This window comes from Lysinibacillus sp. HST-98 (assembly GCF_016757845.1).
In the GTDB taxonomy this organism is placed as follows: Bacteria; Bacillota; Bacilli; order Bacillales_A; family Planococcaceae; genus Lysinibacillus; species Lysinibacillus capsici.
Genome location: NZ_JAENHX010000003.1, coordinates 154,308 through 172,132, shown reverse-complemented (window position 1 = coordinate 172,132; position 17,825 = coordinate 154,308). Strand labels below are relative to the sequence as shown.

The following is a 17,825-nucleotide window of genomic DNA, read 5'->3' as shown; positions in this document are numbered from 1 at the left end:
CACCTCTTAACGTAATCGAATTCTTGGGTCCAACACAGAATATAAAACATCGACGATAAAATTAATCATGACAACAGCTACTGTAATATACATAACGATCCCTTGTACGAGTGGAAAATCACGATTACTGATAGCCGTAATCAATAACTGACCAATCCCTGGCAACGAAAACACCTGCTCCACAATAATCGTTCCTGCCACAACCTCCGCCATAATCAACCCAAAAACCGTCAATATCGGAATCATGGAATTTTTCAAAACATGCTTATACATTACATTTTGTTCAGACATCCCTTTACTGCGTATCGTACGGACATAATCGAGCTGGACCTGCTCCAAAATGGCTGTACGAACATAACGAAAATTCACCGCAATTTGCGGAATCGCAATCGTTAAGGCTGGGAGTATTAGCGTACTGAGCGCCCCTGCTACACTTTGTGTCCAAGGTATATAGCCACTAATTTTAAAGAAGCTGAACTGTAGGCCAATGTAAAGAATAAGCATCATTCCTAGCCAAAAGGAGGGCACTGCCATACCGATCTGGGTTACAGTCGATAATGACACATCACTTAATTTATTTTGTCTTCTTGCTGCAAACATCCCTAAAGGTAATGAGATGATTAAGACAATGATAAGGGTGAGTCCTGCTAATGACATGGTGACAGGAAGTCGATCAAATAGTAATTCTTTTACTGGCATGGAAAATCGAATGGAATTCCCTAATTGCCCTGTCAATAAGCCCTTCATCCAATCCACATATTGTTCATAAAGAGGACGATCCAAGCCAAGCTCAGATCGTAAATTTTCAATTTGAGTGGGATCCGCCTCTGTTCCTAGCATTGTGCGAACTGGATCACCAGGTAAAATTTGAAAAACACCAAATGTAATAATGGATACTAGAAGGATGGTTGTTATTAACAGGATGATTCGACGTAGGATATACATCATAAGCACTCATCCCTTTCTAGTTTGAAAACTTGACCTCTGACATATCGTGGAACCAGAATGGATAGCTCTTGAGCCCCGTCACCTGTTTGTCAGATCCCCAAACGATTTGATAATCCGCAATATACACTGCTGTTGCCTGCTCAGCTAATATTTCCTGTGCACGATGATAGAACTCTATTTGCTTGGCTTGGTCGGTTTCCTTTAAAACATCAGCCATAATTTTGTCGTATTCTTCATTTTTAAATAAGAAGAAGTTTTCACTATCGTTTGTAGAAATGTAATCATTCAACACTTCAAAAGCAGATGCACGACCTGTTAAGTCAATCGTTGTCATTGCATAGTCACGACCAAAGTAAACGCGATCTAGCCAAATTCCCCATTCCACTACTTCAATTTCTACATCAATTCCAATTTCTTGCAAATTAGCTACGACAATTTGGGCAATATTGGAGTAAATATCATTGTGTGAAGACACTGTAATTTTTGTTTTAAAGCCATCCGGATAGCCTGCTTCTGCTAATAACGCCTTCGCTTTTTCCACATCTCGCTCATACATGCTTTCTAAGCCCTTCTTTTGGAAATCGCCCATCGCTGGACTCATATTAGAGCCAAGTGGCACAGCATAGCCTGCAAACACAGAGTCAATAATATCGGCTTTACTAATGGCGTAATTGATTGCTTGACGAACCTTCACATTGTCAAATGGTGCCTTTGTTTCGTTAAATGTAACAATAAGAGAAGAGTTATTATTTTGGTGTGATAAATTATAGCTTCCCTCTACCTCGCTCACACGGTGCCAAGGAACACTTGTTAAATCAACTTCGTTTGCCATTAAGCTCATAATGGCTGCCTGATCATCTGATTGGAAGGCAAAGGTTACTTTATTCAAATAAGGTAATCCTTCTTGCCAGTACTGTTCATTTTTCTTAAGCTCTAAATTTGTACCTGGTGCATATTTCACAAAGGCAAATGGACCTGTACCAATTGGATTTTCATTATGCTTCCCATCATTGCTCTTTGGAATAATAGCTGATTGTCTGCCTGTTAATGAATACAAGAAATTTGAATTTGGCTCTTTTAGCTTGATCACAAATGTACTTGCATCAGACGCCTCTGTAGATGCTACATTATCAAAGCTATTGGACATTTTTTCCCCACCATTTTTCCCCATTAAACGGTCAAAGGAATATTGAATATCCTCCATCGTTAAATCATCACCATTATGAAACTTCACACCTTGGCGAATCTTAAACGTATAGGTTAAGCCATCCTCAGAGATTTCATAGCTTTCAGCAAGTCCCTCTTTTAAGGAGCCATCCGTTTCAGGAGCCATTAGCCCCTCAAAGATATTTAGAATCATTTGATACGAAATGGACGCTGTCGCTTTATGTGGATCTAAAAAATCTGGATCATCATTCACACGTACAACAATTTCCTGTGGAGCATCTGTTGCCGCTTGACCATCTGTAGTACCTGAAGTAGTCGTCGTTTTCTCTCCATCACTTGAACACGCTGCCATAACGATTGCCATTAACACTGTTAGTAGTATCAATCCGCTTTTTTTCCATTGCATGGCTGTTCCCCCTTTTTCTAAGTGCTTGTCTTTTGAATGCTTGTATAACTCTCAACATCCGCCAATCGTTCAGCGGCTTTAATGCCAGCCAGAATCGCTTCCTCCATTACCTTTGTCGCTAGCTGGCCTAAATAATCAAGTGCATAGGATTGATCCCCTGTACCAAGCACAAAAATCGTATCGCCATCCAGCATCGTATGAACAGGATAAATCGTGCGTGCTAAGGCATTTTGCGTAAGCTGCGCAATCTTTTTAGCCTCAGCCTTCGTTAGCTTGGCATTCATTGCCACAACACCAATGGTTGTATTAGTACCCGCTAAAGCCTCTGATTGTGCATGTTGCTCTAAATAGGCACAGCAATCCACCCATTGACCAGAATGCGTATCTCTTGCTCCAGCTAAAATTTGTCTTGTTGTAGGATCCTTTACATCTCCAACTGCATTGACAGCCACGATAGCACCTGCTACAAGACCATCTTTCCCCGCATAGGAAGCACTACCAAGCCCACCCTTCATTGCAAATTCTGGACCAGCTAATTTGCCTACAGTTGCTCCGTAGCCTGCGCCTACATTGCCGTTTGGAAATGAACCGACTTGTGCCGCTTGTGCCGCTTCATAGCCCATAAGTGCAGTAGGTCGTGCATGTGGATCACCGATAAACAAGTCAAAGAGGACAGCACCTGGTACAATCGGTATTTTCGCTACTCCTGCATCTACCCCAATCCCTTGCTCCTCTAAAAATTGCATGACGCCTGTAGCAGCATCTAACCCAAAAGCACTACCCCCAGCTAAACAAATGGCATGGACTCGGTCAATTTCATTGATGGGATCTAACGCATCTGTTTCGCGAGTACCTGGTGCAGAACCCCGAACATCCACTCCACACACCGCTCCGTTTTCCACTAATAGCGCCGTACAGCCTGTGATGCCCTCTTTATTCTCGCGATGTCCTACCTTAACACCTGGCACATCCGTTATATTGCCAAACATCCTTCACACCTCACTTGTTAAATAATTGAAATTTTCTGATTTTTCTTCATATAAAAAACAGGCTACTCGTTGATGATCATTTTCATCGTGAAGCTTCGGTCTCTCCTGATGGCATCTTTCCATCACATACGGGCAACGTGTATGAAAGACACAGCCAACAGGTGGATTCATCGGACTTGGTAACTCACCCTGTAAAAGTATTTCTTGCTTAGGCTCATCAAAATTCACAACTGGTATGGCAGATAGTAATGCTTGTGTATAGGGATGTAACGGATTGGCATATAGCTCCTTCTTTGTCCCAATCTCCACTACTCTACCTAAATACAGCACTGCCACACGGTCACTAATATGCTTCACAACGCTTAAATCATGTGAGATAAATAAATAAGTTAATTGAAATTCATCCTGTAAATCCATCATGAGATTGAGCACTTGTGATTGCACCGACACATCCAGTGCTGAAACGGGTTCATCGGCAATAATGAATTCTGGATGAATCGCTAATGCCCGTGCAATCCCAATACGCTGCCGCTGCCCACCAGAAAATTCATGTGGAAACTTATGCATGGCATCCTCAGGTAGCCCTACCTTTTGTAATAGCTCCTTCACACGCTCTTTGCGTTGCTCCTTCGTCAAGGTTAATTGCAACTTCATCGGTTCTTCGATAATAGAGCCGATTCGCATCCGTGGATTGAGTGAGGCAAAGGGATCCTGAAAAATCATTTGCATTTGATTGCGGTAACTTTGCAGCTTATTCCCCTTTAAATGCTGGATGGGCTGTCCTTTATACAACACTTCTCCTGCTGTTGGTTCAACGAGCTTCAAAATTGTTCGCCCAAAGGTGGATTTTCCTGAGCCTGATTCGCCAACAATACCAAGCGTTTCCCCTCTATAAATCTCAATCGAAATATCATCCACCGCTTTAATGACCTTTTTCTCTTCCTTCATCGACTTACGTTTCACAGGAAAGTAGGCTTTTAAATGATTAATTTCCAGCAAAACTTCTTTCTCCGTCATGAGCCAGCTCTCCTTTCTCCGTGAATAAATGACAGCGTACCTTATGTGCCTCTTGAATGTGATGAACAGCAGGTTGCTCCTGATGACAATGTGCCAGCGCATGGGGACAACGTGGCGCAAAGCGACAGCCGTCAGGTAATGCATACGCAGGTGGCACAGTACCAGGAATCGATGGTAGCCTTTTGACATCTGTTTCAAGGCTTGGCATCGTCTTTAAAAGCGCTGTTGTATAAGGATGCTGTGGATTTAAAAAGAGCTCTCTTACTGGGGCTTCCTCGACGATCTGTCCCGCATACATCACCATAACGCGGTCAGCTGTCTCTGCAACAACGCTCATATCATGGGTAATGAATAAAATGGCTGATCGATGCTCTTCCTTCATTTTTAGCATTAGCTTTAAAATCTGTGCCTGAACCGTGACATCAAGTGCCGTAGTTGGCTCATCCGCAATCAATAGCTGCGGATTATTCGACATCGCAATGGCAATCATGACTCTTTGTCGCATCCCGCCTGAGAGTTGGTGAGGATATTCGGCGATGACCTTTTCTGCATTCGCAATTCCCACTTCTTTTAAAAGCTGTAGCGCTTTATTCCATGCCTCTTTTTTCGATACCTTTTGGTGTCTTCGTATGCCTTCAATCATTTGATTGCCAATCGTAAAAACGGGATCTAAAGAGGTCATTGGCTCTTGAAAAATCATACTAATTTCATTGCCTCGAATACGGTTCATTTCTTTATTTTTATAGGTAAGTAGATTTTTACCGTTTAAAGTGATAGAACCTGACGTAATTTCACCTGGAGGTATAGGCAGCAACCGCATAATGGCTAAGGATGTAATACTTTTGCCACTCCCCGATTCACCGACCAGTGCAACGGTTTCTCCTTTATGAATAGTAAAATTCACATCTTCCACAACTTTTGCCTCTTTGCCATTTTTTAAATGGAATTTAATTGATAAGTGATTGACCTCTAAAAGTACATCTTTTTCTTTTGGCTGTTCCATATGCGTCCCTCCATCTCAGTGTGGATTAGGTGGTGCATAGCGTATAGCGATATTTTTCATTTGCGTATAGTTTCGCAGTGCAACAAAGCCCTTCTCTCGACCAATTCCACTTTTTTTATAGCCGCCAAACGGCATTTGAATGCCTCCAGCAGCCCCATAATTATTGACAAATACTTGGCCAGCCTGCACACGGCTTGCCACATAATGAGCCGTATCGATATTTTGTGACCAAATGCCCGCCACTAGGCCATAGTCCGTACTATTGGCTAATGCGATGGCCTCCTCTACAGTTGAAAATGTCAAGACGGTTAACACTGGACCGAAAATTTCCTCCTGAGCTAATGGATCATTTGGATCAACACCATCAAGTATAGTTGGCTGAACATAAAAACCATTCTCATAGCCTGCCAATGTCAATGGTTCCCCACCCGTCACAACATAGCCATCTACCTGTGCTTGCTGTAATAATGCAGTGATTTTTGTATATTGTTGTTCATTCAGTAACGGTCCCATCTCCATATCTGCCTCACCTGGTCCTACTTGGATCGCTTGGAATCTTTGCGCTAATCGGGAAATAAAGGACTCTTTTATACGTTCCTCAATGAGTAAACGTGCCCCTGCTGAACAAGTTTGACCAGCATTTTGGATAATCGCACGTACGACTCCCTCTAATGCCTGCTCCATGTTAGCATCCGCAAAAACAATATTAGGAGATTTACCACCAAGCTCTAATGTCACAGGCACAACATTTTCTGCAGCCGCCTTCATCACCGCAATTCCTGTCGGAACAGAACCTGTAAACGTAATATGATTAATATCGGGATGTGAAGTTAAATAAGGACCAACTTCTCGTCCCAAACCCGTAATATGCTGGAAAATCCCTTTTGGCAACTTATCGGCGAACCATTGTGCAATGGCATGTGTTGTTAGCGGTGTATCCTCCGCACTTTTCACAATGACTGCATTACCAGTTGCGATAGCGGCTGCTACACTTCTTGCCGTAATTTGAATCGGATAATTCCATGGCACAATATGTACCGTAATGCCCACTGGCTCTAGCACTACTGCATTTAATAGCCCATCCTCAATTGGAATGGTATCTCCCATCACCTTATCCGCTGCACCACCATAAAATTCAAAATAGCGAGCCGCTGCTTCAATATCTGCTCTTGCCTGTGATAAGGGCTTTCCTACATCCCGACATTCTAGTAAACTCCATTCCTCTGCATGCTTACGAATATAATGAGCAAATTCGATCAATAACTGCCCACGTTCATAGGCTTTCCATTGACGCCAGTCCTCTCGTTCAAAGGCTACTCGTGCTGCACGCACTGCCTCTTCTACATGTTCTTTACTTGCGTTGCCAATTTGTGCAATCACTTCACCTGTTGAGGGATTCTTAACATCGAGGTATGTCTGTGCATCACCGTGAACCCACTCACCATCTATCAACATAGGAATTTTTTTCATTATACCCCTCCTATAATCCACGGCCACCATCTACATGTAATGTCGTTCCTGTGACCATACTTGCTGCATCTGATAGTAAATAACTAACAGCTCCTGCTATATCTGCTGGCTTCACTAATCGTCCTAATGGCACAGATTGCACAAAGACACTTTGCTTCGTCTGCTCTACGTCTGCACCCTGTGCGGCGAATTGACCAAGCATTTGTGTGTCGGCTGGTCCTGGATGAATCGTATTAACCCGAATTTGACTAGATGCTAGTTCAATTGCCAGTCCTCTCGTAAAGCTCTCTGCTGCACCCTTGGATGCAATATAAGCCTGTAAGCCCGGTCTTGGTCGCACTGCTGAAATCGAGGCAATTGTAATAATAGAGCCCCTTTGCTGTTTTTTCATAAAAGGGGCAACTGCTTTTGTCGTGATAAATAAACTTTTCACATTAACATCCATTAATCGATTCCATTCATCCATTGTGACCTCTTCAATCGGTGTAGCTGACTGGGCAATTCCCAGTGCATTAACAAGACCATCTATTCTGCCATACTTATCAAAAACCTGCTGGCAGATGTCTTGCACACGTTCCTCCTGTAACACATTGACTTCAAAGCATTGAAGGGCATCCTGTGCAATATCTGATAAGGCATCTATGGATAGATCAAGTCCAACAACTCGATTGCCCTGCTTTAATTGCTCTTGAATAATGGCCTTGCCCATACCGCCTCCCGCACCAGTAACCACAATCACCTTTTGCTCAACTGCCATGCTAAACACCTCCTGCTGTTAAAGTTCTATTAATAATTTCCTGACAAATCGCATCGCCCATTTGTGCTGTTGTTGCTTGTCCACCAATATCTGCTGTTTTCACAACGCCTTCTTGCAGTACTGCTGTAATGGCTTTAACAATGAGCTGTTCTAAATCTGGTCTGCCTTGATGGCCAAGCAGTAAGGCAAGCGACCAAATTTGAGCAATTGGATTGGCAATGCCCTTGCCTGCAATATCTGGTGCTGAGCCATGAACAGGCTCAAACATCGAAGGAAAATCCTTTTCTGGATTCAGGTTGGCTGATGGAGACAGGCCAAGTCCTCCGACAATGGCAGAGCCTAAATCAGATAAAATATCGCCAAACAAATTGGACGCCACCACCACCTCAAAATTCTGTGGTCGTTCTACGAAATAAGCAACGAGTGCATCGATATAAATGGATTCGAGCTGTAGTGCTGGTGAACTTTGAGCCACCGTTTTGCTTGTATGCTCGTCCCAGAATTTCATCGAATGAATAATGGCATTCGATTTTGTCGCACTTGTTATTTTGGTTTTACCGTGTTGCTTCGCATAATCACAGGCAGCATGGACAATCTTTTCAATCCCAATGCGCGTCATGATTGTATTTTGAATCGTCATTTCCTGCGGCTGCTGTTGGTACAGTCGACCACCACTGTCCGAATATTCACCCTCTGCATTTTCACGGAAGATCACAAAATCAATTTCTTTGCCGTTAGCCAAGGGCGACGCGATCCCAGGTAGTGATTTAATAGGACGGAAATTCACATATTGCTGGAAATGCTTTCGAATGGGCATAATTAATTCCCAAACGGTCACATCATCGGGCACACGAGCATCGCCAATAGCCCCAAATAAAATCGCATCATATGTTTGAAGTGTTGCCAGTGCATCATTAGGCATCATACAGCCATGCTGCACGTAGTAATCGGAGTTCCAAGGAAAGATGGTTGTTTCAATTTGTAAGGAGCTATGTTGTTCTTGCAAACAATTTAAAACTTTTAACGCTTCCTGCATAACCTCTTTTCCTATGCCATCTCCTGGTATTACTGCTATTTTGATAGCTGTCATTGTGCATCACCCGCCAAAAATTTTAATGCTGCTAAACGGTAAATTGCCGTTGTTTCTGCCAATTCTTCAATGTCCACATACTCATTGATTTGATGAGGGATTTCTCGATCTCCTGCTCCAACCGTTACAATTGGAATACCATGCACATGAAGAAACGTACCATCTGTCGCGCCTGGAACACCGTTATATTTTGGTTCCTTCTCTGTTACCTCTCCCACAGCCTCATATATAGCCTGTACAACAGGGTCTTCCTTCGCTGTTGCTGTTGCAGGTCGGTTATCAAGAACCGTCAGCTCTACTTTGAAATCAGGATCATCTGCTTGTAATCGTTTAATAATCGCTTCAATCTTGCCCAGTAGTTCATCATGGTCCTGCGCAGGCACCGTACGAATATCGAGTGTTGTCATACAATGATCGGGAATGACATTGATTTGTGCATCTCCCTTTACAGGCGCTCGTAAAATCGTCGGTGTAATAGATGGCCAATTCAGCATTGGATCACGCCCCAATCGTGCTTGCTCCTCTTTTTCCAATTTTTCAAGCTCTACGATGAAACGTGCCATACGCCAGTTAGGATTGATGCCACTCCACGAAATCGCACCATGCGCCATTTTGCCGAAAATATCTACCTGTAAACGAATAGCCCCACGTTGTGCAATACACACATTATTTTCCTGTGGCTCACAGATAATCGCACCATCCACACCATCAGCCCAGCCATTTTTAATAAAATGTTTAATGCCCAGCATAAGCCCTTCTTCATCACAAGGAATACATAAAATAATTTTGCCTGTAAACGCCTCTTGATCTAGTAGCAATGACTGACAAGCTGTAATCATACAAGCAAGATTCCCTTTTGTATCATTCGTTCCCCTGCCATACATACGCCCATCTACAATTTCTGCTCCAAATGGATCATAGGCCCAAGCCTCTCGATTGCCCTCTGTCACCACATCCGTATGTCCTTCGAAAAGTAATGTTTTCCCAGGCTTGCCCGAATCAATAATACCAATGACATTTGGTCGCCCTGGCACAACCTCCTCGATATGCGTCTCGATGCCAATATCTCGTAAATACGCTGCTACAAAAGTTGCCACCTCTTGCTCATTGCCCTTCGGATCGTTCTCACGGTAAACGCTTTCAATGCGCACGAGCTTCTGTGTTAAGGCGATGACCGTCTCACGATCTCGCACATACGATGTTGTTGTCTTTAAACTAGTTACTGTCATGCAAAGGACCTCCTATTTTTAAAGAATATTCTGAATTTATGTTATTTTAACATTGTCCTTTCTCTATGAAACTAGACAATATGTTAATGATTCAAAGAACGCCTTTAACTTTTTGTTTAGCAATAAATCACTAGAAAAAAACATTTTTTTCTGTTTTACGCAGTTTTTCGATTAATCCATCAAATGAAAGAGAGTATTGATTTTGATTTTGACGTGGTTAGAGATTTTTAGTTTGGAAGAGAGCGACACTTTTTTTGAGCGGGATTTCTTTAATTTGGAGAAAGAGTTTTTGGTTCTTTGGAGCGGTTCGCTCACCACTTGGAGAGAACCTTCACTATTCAGATGCAACCTCTCCCTCTTATTAGAGCAAACTCCTGCATTACAAAACAAAAAAACCAGCATTTGCTGGTTTTTCCTGATTATTGTTGACGGGATTCGGTCATTTGCTTCCAAACCGAGCCTTTTGCTTCCTCTCCTTGTTCAATACGGGCAATGGCCATTTTCACTTGTAGCTTCACTTCGAATTCTTTGTCATCTTCGGCAGCCTTCAATGCTGGTAAGGATTGTTCTGTGCCGACCTCATATAAATACATGGCTGCGCGCCAGCGAACCAATTTGTTTTTGTCCTGTAAGGCTTGCAGCATGGCTTCTTCAAATTCTACAAAGCCCAGGTCACTCATGCAGTCACCTGCTGTTCGACGTACAGCTGCACTTTTATCTTGTAGGGCTCTTTCTAAATAAGGGACAACTGCCACATCCTCAATCATGCCTAAGTACACCGTCGCTAGTCGACGGATAGACATTTGTTCATCCTGTAAAGCTAAATCTAATAGCGGTAGATCGTCTAGCTCAGGATCAGCCATTTGATCGAGCAGTTGGAAGCGTTTCTCCCATTCAGGTTGCTTGAACTGTTCTACTGTCACTTTAAGTTTATCCGTTTTCACAGTGGCTTTTTCACCATCATTATTGATAGCTGTGACAATTTCTGCTAAACGGTCTGCAGAATAAGTGACATCAATCTCCTGTTTGACTGTTTCAGCAATTTCCTCAAGCTCACCGTAGCGAACCCCATAATCAATCCACTTACGTTGGAAAATATAGTTTTCATCTACTGCTGACTCAATAATTTGATTAAAAGCATCGACAAAACGGTCTCCGCAGCTAATACGATATTCACGTTGGTTATCAAAAACTTTTACTTGTAAAGGCACCTGCTTGTAAAATTGTACATGGACATAAACCTCTCCATAAAATTCATTGGCCACAACCGTTTCTTCTTGTGTTTGGACATCTTCCCCTAACACTTGACGAATACTTGCTAGAATACCTTCCCATGCATATTTGGCATTGCGCTCAACAGCAAAGAAATCGGCTACATGGTAAACGCCCTTTACTCCCTCAATCGCTAAAATAGCAGCTGCCTCGCCTGTTGCTTCGTCTTTATTATCCTTTGTAAAATTATAGCTCTTCCCGAATGGTAGCTCTGTATCAACAACAATCTTCATAGAATTGGGACTTGGCGTCGGTTCAATGGTAATAATCTTCATGTCTATCGCTCCTTATCCGTTAACTATTTCATCTAAATACGACCATCTTTCAATTAGATGCTCATACTGTGCATTTAGCTCATCCAACTTAGCTGTTAATTCTTGTAGCTTGGTAAAATCTGAGCCTGCATTGGCGATTCCTTCTTCGGTCTGCATCATAGCCGTTTCTGTTTTCTCTATCTCGTCTGCAATCGTTTCCCATTCTTTTTGCTCTTTAAACGATAGCTTTTTTTTGTCTGATTTTGGCTTTTCTGATTTGGTCTTTTCTACTTTAGGCGTTTCTACTTTGACAGTAGCTGTCTGCTCACGTTTCTCCAGATACTCACTGTATAGATCCAGTGTTTCCTCTACTTTTCCTCGACCATCTAGTATCCATAGCTTTTTCGCAATACGGTCGAGGAAGAAACGATCATGGGAAATCGTGATAACCACGCCTGGGAAATGCTCGATGAAATCCTCTAGCACACCTAATGTTTCAATATCTAAATCATTCGTTGGCTCGTCCAATAATAAGACGTTTGGTTGCTCCATCAATAAACGTAATAAATGAAGACGCTTGCGCTCACCGCCCGATAATTTTCCAATTGGAGTACCATGAGCATGCAACGGGAATAAAAAGCGCTCCAGCATTTGAGCTGCTGAGTAACGGACGCCCTCAGCATCTGTAATATCATTTGAAGCCTCACGTATATATTCAATCATGCGCTCATTTTCATTCATTTTCGGCAATGTTTGCTTAAAATGTGCCAGCTTGACCGTTGACCCAACAAGAATTTCACCTTGATCGGGTGTCAGCTCTCCTGCTAGCATGTTCAATAAAGTTGATTTTCCTACACCGTTCGCGCCGATAATACCAATTCGATCACCTTGCTGTAGTAAAAATGAGAAGTTTTCAAGGATTTTTTGCTGTCCAAAGGCTTTTGAAATATTCTCAGCCTCCAGTACTTTACGACCAAGTCGTGTTGTCGCAAGTCCCATCTCCAAGGAAACATCTTCTGATTTGCGCTCTAGGTTTTCTTCTAGCTTTTCAAAGCGTTGAATACGAGCTTTTTGCTTGGTTGAACGCGCCTTCGCACCACGACGAATCCATTTTAATTCTGAACGATAACGATTGCGATCCTTCTGTGCAGAAGCAGCTTGCATTTCCTCACGAATAGCTCGAGCCTCTAAATAATCACCGTAATTCCCTGTATGACGATACAAGGTTTGATTCGCTAACTCGTAAATATGTGTTGATAATTCATCTAAGAAATAACGATCATGGGTGATGAAAATCACTGCACCTTTTAATCGTAAGACCATCTCTTGAAGCCATTCGGTAGACTGTACATCTAAATGGTTGGTGGGCTCATCTAATAAGTAAAGATCCGCTGGTTCAATTAACACCTTCGCTAATGCAACACGTTTTTGCTGACCGCCTGATAGCGTTAGTACATCTTTTTCAAAAGTTTCAATCCCAAGCTTTGTTAAAGCCGTCTTCGCAAGGGCATTGACATCCCATGCCTGCTCTTCATCCATGCGCTGTTGCAGACTAAATAACGTCTTTTGTAAACTTTCGGATGTTGGGTTACTTGCTAGAGCAGCAACCGTTTCCTCATATTGACGATTCAGCTGTAAAATGGGCGAATCGCCTGAAAAGACGGCTTGTAAAACCGTTTCGCCTGCCTTAAATGTAGGCTCCTGAGGTAAATAAGCGACACGGTATTTATTCGGGCGATCTGCTGTCATCGAATCCGCTTCCATGTCCCCAGCTAAAATGGATAACAGAGTTGATTTTCCTGTTCCATTTATACCGATTAAGCCTGCCCGCTCTCCCTCATAAATGGTAAATTCAATATTTTGAAAAAGGGTTTTATCGCCCACTGTTTTGGTTAAATTTTGTACAATTAAATGACTCATTCCACTATTCCATCTCTTTCATGTTAGGTATTGTTCATGCCCACACGATTTTTATGTAGACGATTATTGATATCCACTATTCATCATAACATCAAACCGTAGGTAAACAAAGAACAACAAACTAGCAACGAACTGGTGGCATGTCCTGTAAATAGGATTCCATAAGCTGACAAAGCTTGATGATTCCTTGTGTTAAGTCTTGCGGTTCAGGATAAGAATAACTAATTCTCAGATGGTGATATTGTGGCTCTCCTGGATAACAAGCTGAGCTTGGTAAAAAGGTAATTTGGGCTTGTTGGGCCTTCCATAACAGCTCATCCGTATTGCCATTACTAGGTAAAGACACCCAAATATTAAGCCCACCTTTTGGTTCGATCCAAGTAACGCCTTTTGGTGCATACTTATTCAACAATGCAATCGTCTGATCCCTTCTTATCTCAAGCGCAATGCGCAGTTTTTCTAAATGGGCATGCATTCGGTCTGAACGTAAAAATGGAATCAGTGCCTTTTGTGTTAATAGGGGGTTACCTGAATCGGTACTGGATTTGGCAGATAAAAGTCGTTGATGAACAGTACCTTTTGAAAGGATAGCACCGATTCTACAGCTTGGGGCTAACGTCTTACTAAAGCCTTTTAAATAAATAACATGACCACTTGTATCTAAAGCTTTCAGAGGTGGTGGTGGAGGGTTATTGTCAAAATAGATTTCATTCCATGAATCGTCCTCTACAATAAGAAAGCCATATTGTTGGGCAAGTTCCAGTAATTCTCTCCTCCTCGCTGCACTTAAAACTGTGCCTGTAGGATTGTGAAAGGTTGGATTTGTATAGATAAGCTTTGGTTGTTTGCTTAGGCAGAGTGTCGCTAGAAGGGTTGTCTGCATCCCTTCCTCGTCTACTGGTATGGGAATAATGTGGGCCCCACGATTTCTAAAGACATCGATTGCTGCTGTATATGTAGGGGCTTCGGTAATGACAATATCTCCTGGTCCAATAAATGTTTTAGCCACTATATCTATACCTTGTTGTACACCGTTTGTGACAATAATTTCTTGTGGTGTTGTAGCAATATTACTATATGCTTGGACATAGTCTTGGATTGCCTTTCGTACATCTTCATCCCCCTGTACCGTTCCATAACGAGCCACAATCTGAGGATCTGCCTGTAATATCGCCACAATTTCATTCACCAAATAAACAGAGGGTAATAACCCAGGGTGGATGGTAGCACTTGAGAATTTGATCGCATATTCCATTCTTTTATTTAACATAGCTTGTGAACGTTGAATGTAATCAGTAATGGTTAGTTGCCAATTGTAATCACTACCGATCTCATTTGTGCTTCTTTGTTCTTTGTTTCGAACAAACGCCCCCTTGCCATGTATCACCTCAATATAACCATTTCTTTCTAATAAGGCATATGCCTTACTGACCGTGACAGGGCTCACTTGATTTTCTTTTGAAAAGCTCCGAATAGAAGGTAATTGGCTCCCTTCCTGTAAAAATTCTGACCTTATTTTCTCTGCAAGGATAGTTGAAATCTGATTAATTAAAGATTGATCAGACTGACGATTCAACTTTATTTCCATTGGACCTCCAACTGTTATAGTCTTCATTTGACTGTTATATATATCACTATATAGTGTAAAGGCAGAAATAGCTAAGTTAATATGAAGGGAAATGATGACACATGATGAACATGAAGCAAGATCAGGAAAAAATAAAAACGCTTTTAATGGATGTAGTTGACCATGCAGCCAATTTTTTTACTGATCTGGAGCATAGAGCTGTAACGAACCATTCACCTAGCCTTCCTGCTTCGACACTTCCAGAGGCGGGTGAGGGTGCTCAGGCAACACTTCAATATTTTACAAAGCAATTTGCTGAAGGCTTAAATAGTAGTGTAGGTTCAAGGTACTTGGGTTTTGTCACAGGTGGATCTACCCCTGCTTCGATTGTCGGAGATTGGTTAGTAAGTGTTTACGATCAAAACTTATCCCATTCTAAGGGCTCTATTGCTGGTTCAATGGAACTTGCGACAATTGACATGCTAAAGGAGTTATTACTATTAAGCGATGATTATCGAGGAACATTTGTCAGTGGGGCTACGATGGCTAATTTTGTAGGACTTGCTCAAGCGAGGGAATGGATTGCACAATACTATGGAAAAAACACTGCGCTGGATGGTCTATATGGTATCCCTCCAATAAAGATTGTTAGCGGAACGCCCCACTCAAGTATTATCAAAGCAACTTCTATGCTTGGCATGGGGAGAAATTCCATTCATACTATCCTATGCCTAGAGCAGCGAGAAGCAATTGACATCATAAAATTACAGCAGTTTCTTGAAGAAAATCCACATGAGCCGTGTATAGTTGTAGCAAATGCAGGAACTGTCAATACCGTTGACTTTGATGATTTACAAGCAATTGGCGAGCTAAAAAAGCGATACCCTTTCTGGCTTCATATCGATGCGGCTTTTGGTGGCTTTGCAGCCTGTTCACCAAAGTATCGTCACTTTGTTGAGGGCATGAATTATGCAGATTCAATTACAATTGACGCACATAAATGGCTGAACGTCCCTTATGATGCCGCTATGCAATTTACCCGTCATCAATCGTTGCAAGCAACCGTTTTTCAAAATAATGCAGCCTATCTTGGTAGTTCCCTTGAAAATCCAGATTTCTGTGATCTTACACCTGAAAATTCACGTCGTTTTCGTGCGCTGCCTGCTTGGTTTTCTTTACAGGCCTATGGTAAATTGGGCTACCAACAATTAATAGAAGAAAATGTATTACTCGCACAACAGCTTGGTCAAAAAATAGATGATAGTCCCTACTTTACATTGCTAGCACCTGTTCGACTGAATATCGTGTGCTTCGCGGTCAATCATGAGGCACTAACAGCTGAAATGAACCAACAATTTTTAACAACTTTAAATCAACAAGGCCAAGTATACATGACGCCAACTGTCTACAAAGGTATGCCAGCTATTCGTGCGGCTTTCAGTAATTGGCGCACTTCCCAAGCAGACCTGACAATCATTTGGGAAGCATTAACAACAGCGATATCCTCTTTTTTTAATGAATCCATCTAAGAATGGAGTAACACTTGTTGCTCCTCCAATCTATTTGATAGTCACTACAAAAACTAAATCACCACCTTGCCATAGGAATGGCACTCAATAATGAACAAAAACCGCCCTTCAAATTGAAAAGGCGGTTTTGTGCTATGTGCTACTGACCGATTTCGTGCTGGAGTTGCTTTAAAAAACTTTCCATAAATTGATGACGTTCAAGTGCCATTTGCTTGCCCTTTTCCGTCACCATTAAATCTTTTAGCAGTAATAATTTCTCATAAAAATGAGTAACAGACGCGGTATTTTTTTGACGATATTCTGACTCTGACATATTTGTACGTGCTTCTTCTTCCTTATCATAAAGCTTGCGACCTTTTGCTCCACCGTAAGCAAATGTTCTGGCAATGCCAATAGCACCAATCGCATCTAAACGATCTGCATCTCGGACGATTTTTGCTTCCAATGATGTTGCTTCTAGCTCATTCCCACCATTAAATGACACTTGAGCGATGCAATCTCGAATATGTTGCTTTTTTCCCTCGCTAACAGGTAATTCCGCAATAAGCTGTTCTTCCTTTTCCTTGCTATCGGTATACTTTTTGTCACTGACATCATGTAAAAGTACAGCTATTTTCACAACTTCTTCATCTGCTGTTGGCTCGCTATGTAGGATAGCTAATGCATTTTGATAGACACGCTCAATATGTTGAAAATCATGACTAGCATCAAATTGCTCATATATTTCACGTACTTTATTCATTAAATGATTCATAGTCTACACTCATCCTTTCCTACAAATTATACTGTATTTTATTACATAAGAGGTAATCTAGAAAAATTAAAAATCAAACCCATTTCAATTGACTAATTTTTCTGAATATTGTATGATAAACGTACAGAACAGCTATCTGTTCTGTACCTCATATTTTTCAGCAATGTACATCAGCTGTGTGTTTAACAGATTTAACATTAACTTCAGCGGGCTTACAATTGAATAACCTGTTTAAAAGATGACGTGCGTATTGAAGACCTATCATCTTAACAAATAAAAGTGAACACTTTCCCTTAGAAATTCTTTGTTTAACCCGCATAGCCAACTGTACATGCCGATAATGTGAACAACAAGTTAGTTTGTTGCATGACCAAAAGGAGTTCGCCAGTTGTAGCAGAAGTGCATTGTTTTTTCATTACTGGTTGTTACCTTCTTCTAGTCAATACCTTGATT

At 41.8% G+C, this 17,825-nt stretch carries 14 protein-coding genes; 1 reads left to right on the top strand and 13 read right to left on the bottom strand.

The features are described 5' to 3' along the window. Positions 1-6 precede the first annotated feature (6 nt). From JIN86_RS09390 to pdxR, 12 genes are all read right to left on the bottom strand, one after another. Entirely contained in the window at positions 7-948 is a 942-nt protein-coding gene (locus JIN86_RS09390) for an ABC transporter permease (RefSeq protein ID WP_009374228.1), read from the bottom strand. A 16-nt stretch (positions 949-964) separates the two neighbouring features. Next, positions 965-2,521, bottom strand: coding sequence for an ABC transporter substrate-binding protein (locus tag JIN86_RS09385; RefSeq protein WP_004229588.1), 1,557 nt, complete (start codon positions 2,519-2,521; stop codon positions 965-967). Between the two features lie 17 nt (positions 2,522-2,538). Further along, entirely contained in the window at positions 2,539-3,510 is a 972-nt protein-coding gene (locus tag JIN86_RS09380) for a P1 family peptidase (protein WP_202341783.1), read from the bottom strand. A gap of 3 nt (positions 3,511-3,513) precedes the next feature. Continuing rightward, on the bottom strand, positions 3,514-4,527 hold the full coding sequence (locus JIN86_RS09375; RefSeq protein ID WP_202341782.1) for an ABC transporter ATP-binding protein: 1,014 nt from the start codon (positions 4,525-4,527) through the stop codon (positions 3,514-3,516). After that, positions 4,496-5,530: an ABC transporter ATP-binding protein gene (locus tag JIN86_RS09370; protein WP_009374232.1), complete on the bottom strand. Its 1,035-nt coding sequence runs from the start codon at positions 5,528-5,530 to the stop codon at positions 4,496-4,498. The genes JIN86_RS09375 and JIN86_RS09370 overlap by 32 nt, the downstream gene beginning before the upstream one ends. Positions 5,531-5,545: 15 nt before the next feature. After that, positions 5,546-7,000, bottom strand: coding sequence for an aldehyde dehydrogenase family protein (locus JIN86_RS09365; RefSeq protein ID WP_202341781.1), 1,455 nt, complete (start codon positions 6,998-7,000; stop codon positions 5,546-5,548). A gap of 10 nt (positions 7,001-7,010) precedes the next feature. After that, positions 7,011-7,757: an SDR family NAD(P)-dependent oxidoreductase gene (locus tag JIN86_RS09360; protein ID WP_202341780.1), complete on the bottom strand. Its 747-nt coding sequence runs from the start codon at positions 7,755-7,757 to the stop codon at positions 7,011-7,013. A gap of 1 nt (position 7,758) precedes the next feature. Beyond that, on the bottom strand, positions 7,759-8,847 hold the full coding sequence (locus JIN86_RS09355; protein ID WP_202341779.1) for a tartrate dehydrogenase: 1,089 nt from the start codon (positions 8,845-8,847) through the stop codon (positions 7,759-7,761). Then, the gene (locus tag JIN86_RS09350; RefSeq protein WP_004229602.1) at positions 8,844-10,076 is read right to left on the bottom strand and encodes a M20 family metallopeptidase; all 1,233 of its coding nucleotides are present in this window, start codon (positions 10,074-10,076) and stop codon (positions 8,844-8,846) included. The genes JIN86_RS09355 and JIN86_RS09350 overlap by 4 nt, the downstream gene beginning before the upstream one ends. A 419-nt stretch (positions 10,077-10,495) precedes the next feature. Continuing rightward, the gene (locus JIN86_RS09345) at positions 10,496-11,623 is read right to left on the bottom strand and encodes a conserved virulence factor C family protein (protein WP_202341778.1); all 1,128 of its coding nucleotides are present in this window, start codon (positions 11,621-11,623) and stop codon (positions 10,496-10,498) included. 12 nt (positions 11,624-11,635) lie between these two features. Next, positions 11,636-13,522 carry an ABC-F family ATP-binding cassette domain-containing protein gene (locus JIN86_RS09340; RefSeq protein ID WP_202341777.1) on the bottom strand — a complete coding sequence of 629 codons (1,887 nt, stop codon included), beginning with the start codon at positions 13,520-13,522 and terminating at the stop codon, positions 11,636-11,638. A 121-nt stretch (positions 13,523-13,643) separates the two neighbouring features. Continuing rightward, positions 13,644-15,110: a MocR-like pyridoxine biosynthesis transcription factor PdxR gene (gene pdxR, locus JIN86_RS09335; RefSeq protein WP_202341776.1), complete on the bottom strand. Its 1,467-nt coding sequence runs from the start codon at positions 15,108-15,110 to the stop codon at positions 13,644-13,646. A 101-nt stretch (positions 15,111-15,211) separates the two neighbouring features. Here pdxR and JIN86_RS09330 point away from each other — a divergent pair, with 101 nt between their 5' ends. After that, positions 15,212-16,618: a pyridoxal phosphate-dependent decarboxylase family protein gene (locus JIN86_RS09330; RefSeq protein WP_202341775.1), complete on the top strand. Its 1,407-nt coding sequence runs from the start codon at positions 15,212-15,214 to the stop codon at positions 16,616-16,618. Positions 16,619-16,757: 139 nt separating this feature from the next. Here JIN86_RS09330 and JIN86_RS09325 read toward each other — a convergent pair whose 3' ends face one another. Continuing rightward, positions 16,758-17,372 carry an HD domain-containing protein gene (locus tag JIN86_RS09325; protein ID WP_202341774.1) on the bottom strand — a complete coding sequence of 205 codons (615 nt, stop codon included), beginning with the start codon at positions 17,370-17,372 and terminating at the stop codon, positions 16,758-16,760. Positions 17,373-17,825 lie beyond the last annotated feature (453 nt).

Bases quoted from the DNA above. Each gene is read 5' to 3' on its own strand.
- JIN86_RS09325 (WP_202341774.1), bottom strand. From the start codon at position 17,372: ATGAATCATTTAATGAATAAAGTACGTGAAATATATGAGCAATTTGAT.
- pdxR (WP_202341776.1), bottom strand. From the start codon at position 15,110: ATGGAAATAAAGTTGAATCGTCAGTCTGATCAATCTTTAATTAATCAG.
- JIN86_RS09350 (WP_004229602.1), bottom strand. From the start codon at position 10,076: ATGACAGTAACTAGTTTAAAGACAACAACATCGTATGTGCGAGATCGT.
- JIN86_RS09330 (WP_202341775.1), top strand. From the start codon at position 15,212: ATGATGAACATGAAGCAAGATCAGGAAAAAATAAAAACGCTTTTAATG.
- JIN86_RS09385 (WP_004229588.1), bottom strand. From the start codon at position 2,521: ATGCAATGGAAAAAAAGCGGATTGATACTACTAACAGTGTTAATGGCA.
- JIN86_RS09340 (WP_202341777.1), bottom strand. From the start codon at position 13,522: ATGAGTCATTTAATTGTACAAAATTTAACCAAAACAGTGGGCGATAAA.
- JIN86_RS09380 (WP_202341783.1), bottom strand. From the start codon at position 3,510: ATGTTTGGCAATATAACGGATGTGCCAGGTGTTAAGGTAGGACATCGC.
- JIN86_RS09365 (WP_202341781.1), bottom strand. From the start codon at position 7,000: ATGAAAAAAATTCCTATGTTGATAGATGGTGAGTGGGTTCACGGTGAT.
- JIN86_RS09390 (WP_009374228.1), bottom strand. From the start codon at position 948: ATGATGTATATCCTACGTCGAATCATCCTGTTAATAACAACCATCCTT.
- JIN86_RS09345 (WP_202341778.1), bottom strand. From the start codon at position 11,623: ATGAAGATTATTACCATTGAACCGACGCCAAGTCCCAATTCTATGAAG.
- JIN86_RS09375 (WP_202341782.1), bottom strand. From the start codon at position 4,527: ATGACGGAGAAAGAAGTTTTGCTGGAAATTAATCATTTAAAAGCCTAC.
- JIN86_RS09355 (WP_202341779.1), bottom strand. From the start codon at position 8,847: ATGACAGCTATCAAAATAGCAGTAATACCAGGAGATGGCATAGGAAAA.
- JIN86_RS09360 (WP_202341780.1), bottom strand. From the start codon at position 7,757: ATGGCAGTTGAGCAAAAGGTGATTGTGGTTACTGGTGCGGGAGGCGGT.
- JIN86_RS09370 (WP_009374232.1), bottom strand. From the start codon at position 5,530: ATGGAACAGCCAAAAGAAAAAGATGTACTTTTAGAGGTCAATCACTTA.